This window comes from Streptomyces sp. NPDC055189 (assembly GCF_053606765.1).
The window spans coordinates 1-8,520 of record NZ_JBSGSG010000157.1 but is presented as its reverse complement, the minus strand read 5'-3'; the positions used below and the strand labels follow the sequence as shown (position 1 = coordinate 8,520).

The following is an 8,520-nucleotide window of genomic DNA, read 5'->3' as shown; positions in this document are numbered from 1 at the left end:
GGGCCCCGGAACTCAGCGGTTCCGGGGCCCATCGCCGTACGTGCGTCGGGGTCTGCTCGGGATCTACTCGGAAGGCGACCAGTAGTCGACCAGGGTGCCGACCCCCGGTTCCAGGGCCTTCCACGAGCCGGAGTACGTCAGAACGGCGAAGGCCGCCGTGGGGAAGCCGCGGCGGTTCATCCGCGTACGGGCGTCGCCCTCGGAGTCCCCGGCAAGAACGTCGGCCAGCCCCTGTACGCCGGGGTTGTGACCGATCAGTACGACGTTCTGCACGTCGTCCGGGGTTTCGTTGAGCACGGCGATCAGCTCGCCCGGAGAGGCCTCGTACAGCCGCTCCTCGTAGACGGTCTTGGGCCGGTGCGGCAGCTCCTGGACGGCGAGCTTCCATGTCTCGCGGGTCCGGGCGGCGGTCGAGCAGAGGGCCAGGTCGAGGGGGATGCCGCTGTCTGCCAGCTTGCGCCCGGCGACGGGCGCATCCTTGCGGCCTCGCTCCGCGAGCGGCCGCTCGTGGTCGGACACCTGGGGCCAGTCGGCCTTCGCATGCCGGAAAAGGACAATCCTGCGGGGTTCTGCGACGCTCATGCGTCCCAGCTTCGCATGAAACCTGCCAGTGGGCGCAGGGAGTTGGACTGCTCCCCCGGCACGGGTGACGGTGTCCGCCCGGGGCGGGTCACCGCGCCTGCCCGGGACGGGTCACGGGGTGGTACGGAAGACGGTCTCCTGGATGCGCTCGAGCAGGTGTGTGACCACCGGCTCGCCGGCCGTGGCGTGGGCGTCGGCGGGGTTCAGCATCAGCAGGAGCAGGGCCGCGAAGGCTATGGCGGGGAGGGCGATGGCCCACCACGGAAGCTGGATCTCGACGCTCGCGGAGTCCTTGGTGGCTCCCGGGTCGCGCCTGGTGTGCGAACGGGCCGACATGCCGCCTCCGTGGTCTTCGAGGTCTGCGCCGCCGCGTCTTCGCGGCCACATCTCGAAGGTACGGATCAGGCGACCCTCAGCACATCCGGTGATCCACCCACTTGACCCTGACACTGACCCCCTAGGGGATGGTGGTGCTAACCCCACCATCGGCCCCGCCGGGGTCAGTTCACGGCGAGGCGATGGAGGCGATGATCCCGATGATCACGGTGATGGCCAGCATCGAGCCAAGCACGATGAGCAGCTTCTTCTGGCCGTTCTGGGGGTTCGGGTCTAGCACTGGCATGGGGAGAGTCTCGCACCCTTTGTCCGGAGCGGCTCCGCCGGGGTGCGACAGCGCCCCGCCCCCGGATCAGGCAGCCGCCGCGATCTCGTCCTCGACCGTACGGTTGCGGCCCGCCAGGATGCCCACCACGATCTGCGGCACCATCAGGCCCGCCATGAGCGCGATCGGCAGGCCCCAGCCGCCGCTGTGCTGGTAGAGCACGCCCACCAGGAGCGGCCCCGGAATCGAGATCAGGTAGCCGGTGCTCTGCGCGAAGGCGGAGAGCTTGGCGACGCCCACACTGCTCTTGGCCCGCATGCCGACCATGGTGAGGGCCAGCGGGAAGGCGCAGTTGGAGACGCCGAGCAGCAGGGCCCAGACCCAGGCGCCGCCCGCGGGGGCGAGGTAGAGACCGGCGTACCCGGCGAGACCGCAGGCACCGAGCACGACCACCACGGGGCCCTGGTTCGTCAGCCGGGTGGCGACCCGCGGGATGACGAAGGCCAGCGGCACGCCCATCGCCATGATGACGGCGAGGAGCACACCGGCCTCCCCCGCCGGGACCCCGGCGTCACGGAAGATCTGCGGCATCCAGCCCATCGTGATGTACGCGGCGGTGGCCTGGAGCCCGAAGAAGCAGGCGAGCGCCCACGCCGTACGGCTGCGCGTGATGCGCAGCTCCGCGTCCTCCCGGCGCACCTCGGAGCTGACGTGTTCCGGGGCGGCGGAGGCGGCGCTGCGGTCCCGCACCAGCGGCAGCCACGGCACGACGGCGACGACGGCGAGCGCCCCCCACACCGCGAGCCCGCTCTGCCAACTGCCGCCCATCGCGTCGGTCATGGGCACCGTGATGGCCGCCGCCAGCGAGGTGCCGAGCGCGAGGGCCATCGAGTAGAGCCCGGTCATCGAGCCGACCCGGTCGGGGAACCAGCGCTTGACGATCACCGGCATCAGGACGTTGCTGACCGCGATGCCCATGAGGGCGAGCGCGCTCGCGGCGAGGAAGCCGACGGTGCCGCCCAGGAAGGGGCGGATCGCCAGGCCCGTGGCGATGGCGACCATGCCCGCGCAGACCACCGCGCTGGGGCCGAACCGGCGGGCGAGCCGCGGAGCCATCACTCCGAAGACCGCGAAGCAGAGCGGCGGGACGGAGGTGAGGAGTCCGGCGAGCGTGCCGCTCATGCCGAGCCCGTCACGCACCTCTTCGAGGAGGGAGCCGAGGCTGGTGATGCCTGGACGGAGGTTGAGGGCGGCCAGGACGATGCCGACGGTGACGAGACGCGTCGCCCACGCGCGCGTGGCGGGCTGTTTCTCCGCCGCTCCGGTCGCGGCCCCGGCCGCCGCGTCGGTACGTGTCGGTGTCGTCTTCGTGGTCGGTGTCATCGTCGTGGTTTCCTCACTAGCCATGGGGCCATCATAGAATCATGGGATGATTGGCTGTCCAATCCGAATACGTCACACCGCCCGTTAACCTCGTCCCGCACGGCCCCGCCCGTCACCTCGCGCACGAAGGAATGTCATGCCGCTGACCACCCCTCACCGCTCGGCGCTCTCCGAGCAGGTCATCGCCGAGCTGCGCAACCAGATCTCCTCGGGCGAGTGGCCGGTCGGCTCCCGCATCCCCACCGAGCCCGAGCTGGTCGAGCAGCTGGGCGTGGCGCGCAACACCGTCCGGGAGGCGGTCCGCGCCCTCGCGCACAACGGCCTGCTCGACATCCGCCAGGGATCGGGCACCTACGTGGTGGCGACGAGTGAACTGGCCGGCGTGATGCAGCGCAGGTTCGCCGAGACGGATCCGCGGCACATCGCGGAGCTGCGCAGCACGCTGGAGTCGAGCGCGGCGAAACTGGCCGCCCAGCGCCGCACGGAGCGCGACCTCAAGCAGCTCGACACCCTCCTGGAGCGCCGCGAGGCGGCCTGGGCGTCGGGCGACGCGGAAGCCTTCGTGGCGGCCGACGCGACCTTCCACCTGGCCGTCGTGGCCGCGTCCCACAACGACGCGATGACCGCGATGTACGCCGACCTCGGCGAGGTCATGGTGGACTGGCTGCGCGAGGACATCGGCGAGGAGCTGACCCCCGAGAGCCACATGGACCACGCCCGGCTCGTCGACGCGATCCGCGAGCACGACGAGGAGGCGGCGGCCAAGGAGGCCGCGGGCTACCCCTTCATGTGCCGCAGGGAGCTGTTCGACGGCACCGCGCGGCCGTGACACGCACCGGGGCCCCACCCGCCCCTGACCTTCACTTCTCGTGGCTGACCCAGACCGTCCGGATCTCTTTCCAGCAGCGGCCGGTGAGCCGCACCGTAGAGGCGGCCCCCGCCTCGACCGGCACGCCGTCGCTGTCGATGTCCCACCACTGCTCGCACTCCACGTGCAGGCGCACCCGGTCGGGCTCGGGGTACGGGTTGTGGCAGTAGGCCACCGCCTCCGAGCCCTCGACGCTGGTGCGGCACTCCGCGCCGAACGGCCGGGGTTCGTCGTCGGCCGCCACGCGCGCGCGTGGCGGCTCCGCCTCTGCGACGGCATGCGACGAGGCGCCGTTCGGCAGGGCGATCAGCAGGGTGAGAGCGGCGAGCACCGCGGGAGATGACGGGCGCACACCTCAGGGTGCGCGGCTTTGCCCCGCCCGCGCCCGGCCGGTGAGCCGAACGGGTGACGCCCCGCCTCCCGCACGGCGCGGGGGACGGGGCGTCAGAAACGTACGTTATGCCTGCTCAGGCACCCATCATGTGCACGCCGCCGTCGACGTGGATGATCTCGCCGGTGGTCTTCGGGAAGAAGTCCGAGAGCAGTGCGACGATGCCGCGGCCCGCGGGCTCCGGGTCAGCCATGTCCCAGTCCAGCGGCGAACGGGTGTTCCAGACGTCCGCGAGGTCGGCGAAGCCGGGGATGGACTTGGCGGCCATGGAGCCGATCGGACCCGCCGAGATCATGTTGCAGCGGATGTTCTCCTTGCCCAGGTCGCGGGCGAGGTAGCGGCTCGTGGCCTCCAGGGCGGCCTTGGCCGGGCCCATCCAGTCGTACTTGGGCCAGGCGAACTGCGCGTCGAAGGTGAGGCCGACGACCGAGGCGCCGTCGTCGAACAGCGGACGGCAGGCCATGGTGAGCGACTTCAGGGAGAACGCCGAGACGTGCATCGCCGTCGCGACGTCCTCGAACTCCGCCTCGAGGAAGTTGAAGGCACCCTGCGGGGCGAAGCCGATGGAGTGCACGACGCCGTCGAGGCCGCCGAGCTCGTCCTTGACCAGGCCCGCGAGCCGGTCCAGGTGCTCCTGGTTGGTCACGTCGAGCTCGATGACCTTGGCGGGCTTGGGCAGCTTCTTGGCGATGCGCTCGGTGAGCGTGGGGCGCGGGAAGGCGGTGAGGATGACCTCGGCGCCCTGCTCCTGCGCGACCTTGGCCGCGTGGAACGCGATGGAGGACTCCATCAGAACGCCCGTGATCAGGATCTTCTTGCCGTCGAGAATTCCGCTCATGGTGATCAGTGACCCATGCCCAATCCGCCGTCAACGGGGATGACGGCTCCAGTGATGTACGACGCGTCGTCCGAGGCGAGGAACTTCACCGCGGCGGCGATCTCCTCGGGGTTCGCGTAACGGCCGAGCGGCACCTGCGCCACGATGTTCGACCGCTGCTCGTCGGTGAGCACCTTGGTCATGTCGGTGTCGACAAAACCGGGCGCGACGACGTTGAAGGTGAGGTTGCGCGACCCGAGCTCACGGGCGAGGGAGCGCGCGAAGCCGACCAGGCCGGCCTTGGAGGCGGCATAGTTCGCCTGCCCCGGGCCGCCCATCAGGCCGACGACCGAGGAGATCAGGACGACGCGGCCCTTCCTGGCGCGCAGCATGCCGCGGTTGGCGCGCTTCACGACACGGAAGGTGCCGGTGAGGTTGGTGTCGAGGACGGACGTGAAGTCCTCCTCGGACATGCGCATGAGGAGCTGGTCCTTGGTGATCCCGGCGTTGGCCACCAGGACCTCGACGGGGCCGTGCTTCTCCTCGATCTCCTTGTAGGCCTGCTCCACCTGCTCGTTGTCAGTGATGTCGCACTTGACGGCGAGGACTCCGAGCTCGGTGAGGGCCTGGGGCGGTTCACCCGAGCGGTAAGTGATCGCGACCTTGTCGCCGGCATCGGCGAAGACGCGGGCGATGGCGAGGCCGATGCCCCGGTTTCCTCCGGTGACGAGAACCGAGCGGCTCAACGGATCACCCTTTCGATAGCGGTCTGGTACCTCGAAAACCTATCGGTACGGTGCTCCATACGGAGAATCGACGACCGACAGTGGCGTACCGGACTCACTGTCGGGTCCCTACAGAAAACTCTGGCCGCCGGGCCGCTACGCGCGACATGATCTGACCGACCGGTGCCGACAACAGGGAGACATCCGTGCCCCATTCCATCGATGAAGCCTTCACGGCGCTGCCCCTGCGGGCTCTCGCCGACGCGGCGCTCGCCCGGGCGCGTGCGCTGGGCGCGGACCACGCGGACTTCCGCTTCGAGCGGGTGCGCAGCGCGTCCTGGCGGCTGCGGGACGCCAAGCCGTCCGGTACCTCCGACACCACGGACCTCGGCTACGCGGTCCGTGTCGTGCACGGCGGAACCTGGGGCTTCGCCTCGGGCGTGGACCTGACGATGGACGCGGCGGCGAAGGTCGCGTCCCGGGCCGTGGCGATGGCCAAGCTCTCGGCGAAGGTCATCAAGGCCGCCGGTTCCGATGAGCGGGTCGAACTCGCCGACGAGCCGGTGCACGCGGAGAAGACGTGGGTGTCGGCGTACGAGATCGACCCCTTCTCCGTGCCGGAGGAGGAGAAGAGCGGGCTGCTCGCCGAGTGGAGCTCCCGTCTCCTTGCCGCCGACGGCGTCTCGCACGTCGACGCCTCGCTGCTCACCGTGCACGAGAACAAGTTCTATGCGGACACCGCGGGGACGGTGACCACGCAGCAGCGGGTCCGCCTGCACCCGCAGCTCACCGCGGTCGCGGTCGACGAGACGAGCGGTGAGTTCGACTCGATGCGGACCATCGCGCCGCCGGCCGGACGCGGCTGGGAGTACCTCACGGGGACCGGCTGGGACTGGGACGCCGAGCTGGAGCGCATCCCCGGATACCTCGCCGAGAAGATGCGGGCGCCGAGCGTTCAGGCCGGTTCGTACGACCTGATCGTCGATCCGTCGAACCTCTGGCTGACCATCCACGAGTCCATCGGCCACGCCACCGAGCTGGACCGCGCGCTCGGCTACGAAGCGGCGTACGCGGGGACGTCGTTCGCCACCTTCGACCAGCTCGGCAAGCTGGCGTACGGCTCGTCGTCGATGAATGTGACGGGCGACAGGACGGCCGAGCACGGACTCGCGACCATCGGGTACGACGACGAGGGCGTGGCCGCGCAGTCCTGGGATCTGGTCAAGGACGGCACCCTGGTCGGCTACCAGCTGGACCGTCGCATCGCGAAGCTCACCGGCTTCGAGCGCTCCAACGGGTGCGCGTACGCGGACTCCCCCGGCCATGTGCCGGTGCAGCGCATGGCGAACGTGTCGCTCCAACCCGATCCGGGCGGGCTCTCGACGGAGGATCTGATCGCGGGCGTCGATCGCGGCATTTACGTGGTTGGCGACCGTTCATGGTCAATTGATATGCAAAGGTACAATTTTCAATTCACGGGGCAGCGGTTCTACCGCATCGAGAACGGCCGCATCGCCGGTCAGCTCCGCGATGTCGCGTACCAGGCGACCACCACCGACTTCTGGGGTTCGATGGCCGCGGTCGGCGGCCCGCAAACGTATGTGCTCGGCGGTGCCTTCAACTGCGGCAAGGCCCAGCCGGGCCAGGTCGCGGCAGTCTCGCACGGCTGCCCCTCGGCCCTGTTCCGAGGCGTGAACATCCTCAACACCACGCAGGAGGCGGGTCGATGAGCCGTAGCAGCAAGCCTTACGAGATCGTCGAGCGCGCCCTGGATCTCTCCACCGCCGACGGCTGTGTCGTCATCGCCGACGAGCACTCCACCGCGAACCTGCGCTGGGCGGGCAACGCCCTGACCACGAACGGCGTCACCCGCGGCCGTACCCTCACCGTCATCGCGACCGTCGACGGCAAGGAGGGCACCGCCTCCGGTGTCGTCTCGCGCTCGGCCGTGACCACCGCCGACCTGGAGCCCCTGGTCCGCGCCGCCGAGCATGCCGCGCGCGGGGCGGGTCCCGCCGAGGACGCGCAGCCGCTGGTCGCCGGGGCCGAGGAGTCGGCGGACTTCAGGGACGCCCCCGGCGAGACCTCATCGGCGGTCTTCGCGGACTTCGCCCCGGCCCTCGGCGAGGCGTTCGCCACGGCCAGGGCGGGCGGGCGTGAGCTGTACGGCTTCGCGAACCACGAACTCGTATCGAGCTACCTCGGTACGTCGACGGGGCTGCGCCTGCGCCACGACCAGCCCAACGGCACCCTCGAACTCAACGCCAAGTCCCCCGACCGCACGAAGTCGGCGTGGGCGGGGCGGGCGACGCGGGACTTCAAGGACGTCGACCCGGCGGCGCTCGACGCGGAGCTCGCCAAGCGCCTGGGGTGGGCCCAGCGGCGCATCGATCTGCCGGCCGGGCGCTACGAGACGATCCTGCCGCCGACCGCCGTCGCCGACCTGCTGATCTACCAGCTGTGGTCGGCCTCCGCGCGGGACGCGGCCGAGGGCCGGACGGTGTTCTCCAAGCCGGGCGGCGGCACCCGCGTCGGCGACCGGCTCGCCGAACTGCCCCTGACGCTGCGCAGCGACCCGAACGAGCCCGGCCTGGAGTCCGCGCCGTTCGTGCTCGCGCACGCCTCGGGCGGCGACTCGTCCGTCTTCGACAACGGGCTTCCGCTGACCGCAACCGACTGGGTACGCGCGGGCGAGCTCGCGCATCTGACCAGCACCCGGCACAGCGCGGGCCTGACCGGTCTGCCGGTGGCCCCCGCCATAGACAACCTGATCCTGGACGGCGGCACCGACCGCTCCCTGGAGGAGATGGTCGCGGGCACGGAGCGCGGGCTGCTCCTGACCTGCCTCTGGTACATCCGCGAGGTCGACCCGGCCACCCTGCTGCTCACCGGGCTCACCAGGGACGGCGTCTACCTCGTGGAGAACGGCGAGGTCGTGGGCGAGGTGAACAACTTCCGCTTCAACGAGTCGCCGGTGGACCTGCTCTCGCGGGCCTCGGAGGCCGGGCGGACGGAAAAGACGCTGCCCCGGGAGTGGGGCGACTGGTTCACTAGGGCCGCGATGCCCGCCCTGCGCATCCCCGACTTCAACATGAGCTCGGTCAGCCAAGGCGTGTGACGCCCATAGACTGGCCGGTGCGGCCGGTATCCGGC

Annotated in this window: 10 protein-coding genes; 3 read left to right on the top strand and 7 right to left on the bottom strand. The window is 70.4% G+C overall.

All coding sequences use genetic code 11. From position 1 onward, the window contains the following. Nucleotides 1–63: 63 nt before the first annotated feature. The 4 genes from ACWFR3_RS45940 to ACWFR3_RS45925 form a co-directional block, all read right to left on the bottom strand. The gene (locus ACWFR3_RS45940; protein ID WP_453740689.1) at nt 64–582 is read right to left on the bottom strand and encodes a SixA phosphatase family protein; all 519 of its coding nucleotides are present in this window, start codon (nt 580–582) and stop codon (nt 64–66) included. A gap of 111 nt (nt 583–693) precedes the next feature. Continuing rightward, nucleotides 694–918, bottom strand: coding sequence for a hypothetical protein (locus ACWFR3_RS45935; RefSeq protein ID WP_453740688.1), 225 nt, complete (start codon nt 916–918; stop codon nt 694–696). A 169-nt stretch (nt 919–1,087) separates the two neighbouring features. Beyond that, on the bottom strand, nt 1,088–1,204 hold the full coding sequence (locus tag ACWFR3_RS45930) for an SGM_5486 family transporter-associated protein (protein WP_150166275.1): 117 nt from the start codon (nt 1,202–1,204) through the stop codon (nt 1,088–1,090). A 66-nt stretch (nt 1,205–1,270) separates the two neighbouring features. Next, the gene (locus ACWFR3_RS45925) at nt 1,271–2,590 is read right to left on the bottom strand and encodes a CynX/NimT family MFS transporter (RefSeq protein ID WP_453740687.1); all 1,320 of its coding nucleotides are present in this window, start codon (nt 2,588–2,590) and stop codon (nt 1,271–1,273) included. Between the two features lie 112 nt (nt 2,591–2,702). Here ACWFR3_RS45925 and ACWFR3_RS45920 point away from each other — a divergent pair, with 112 nt between their 5' ends. Next, nucleotides 2,703–3,395, top strand: a complete 693-nt coding sequence (locus ACWFR3_RS45920; RefSeq protein WP_453740686.1) for a FadR/GntR family transcriptional regulator — start codon at nt 2,703–2,705, stop codon at nt 3,393–3,395. 31 nt (nt 3,396–3,426) lie between these two features. On the opposite strand, the gene ACWFR3_RS45915 is transcribed toward ACWFR3_RS45920, so the two are convergent. The 3 genes from ACWFR3_RS45915 to fabG all read right to left on the bottom strand — a co-directional run bounded on the left by ACWFR3_RS45915 (nt 3,427) and on the right by fabG (nt 5,388). Then, complete coding sequence (locus ACWFR3_RS45915; RefSeq protein ID WP_453740685.1) at nt 3,427–3,786, bottom strand: hypothetical protein; 360 nt, start codon at nt 3,784–3,786, stop codon at nt 3,427–3,429. Nucleotides 3,787–3,901: 115 nt separating this feature from the next. Next, nucleotides 3,902–4,663 carry an enoyl-ACP reductase FabI gene (fabI, locus tag ACWFR3_RS45910; RefSeq protein ID WP_453740684.1) on the bottom strand — a complete coding sequence of 254 codons (762 nt, stop codon included), beginning with the start codon at nt 4,661–4,663 and terminating at the stop codon, nt 3,902–3,904. A gap of 5 nt (nt 4,664–4,668) precedes the next feature. After that, complete coding sequence (gene fabG, locus ACWFR3_RS45905; protein WP_453740683.1) at nt 4,669–5,388, bottom strand: 3-oxoacyl-[acyl-carrier-protein] reductase; 720 nt, start codon at nt 5,386–5,388, stop codon at nt 4,669–4,671. Nucleotides 5,389–5,573: 185 nt separating this feature from the next. Here fabG and ACWFR3_RS45900 point away from each other — a divergent pair, with 185 nt between their 5' ends. After that, entirely contained in the window at nt 5,574–7,097 is a 1,524-nt protein-coding gene (locus tag ACWFR3_RS45900; protein WP_453740682.1) for a TldD/PmbA family protein, read from the top strand. Further along, entirely contained in the window at nt 7,094–8,485 is a 1,392-nt protein-coding gene (locus tag ACWFR3_RS45895; protein ID WP_453740681.1) for a metallopeptidase TldD-related protein, read from the top strand. Before ACWFR3_RS45900 ends, ACWFR3_RS45895 begins: the two co-directional genes overlap by 4 nt. Nucleotides 8,486–8,520 lie beyond the last annotated feature (35 nt).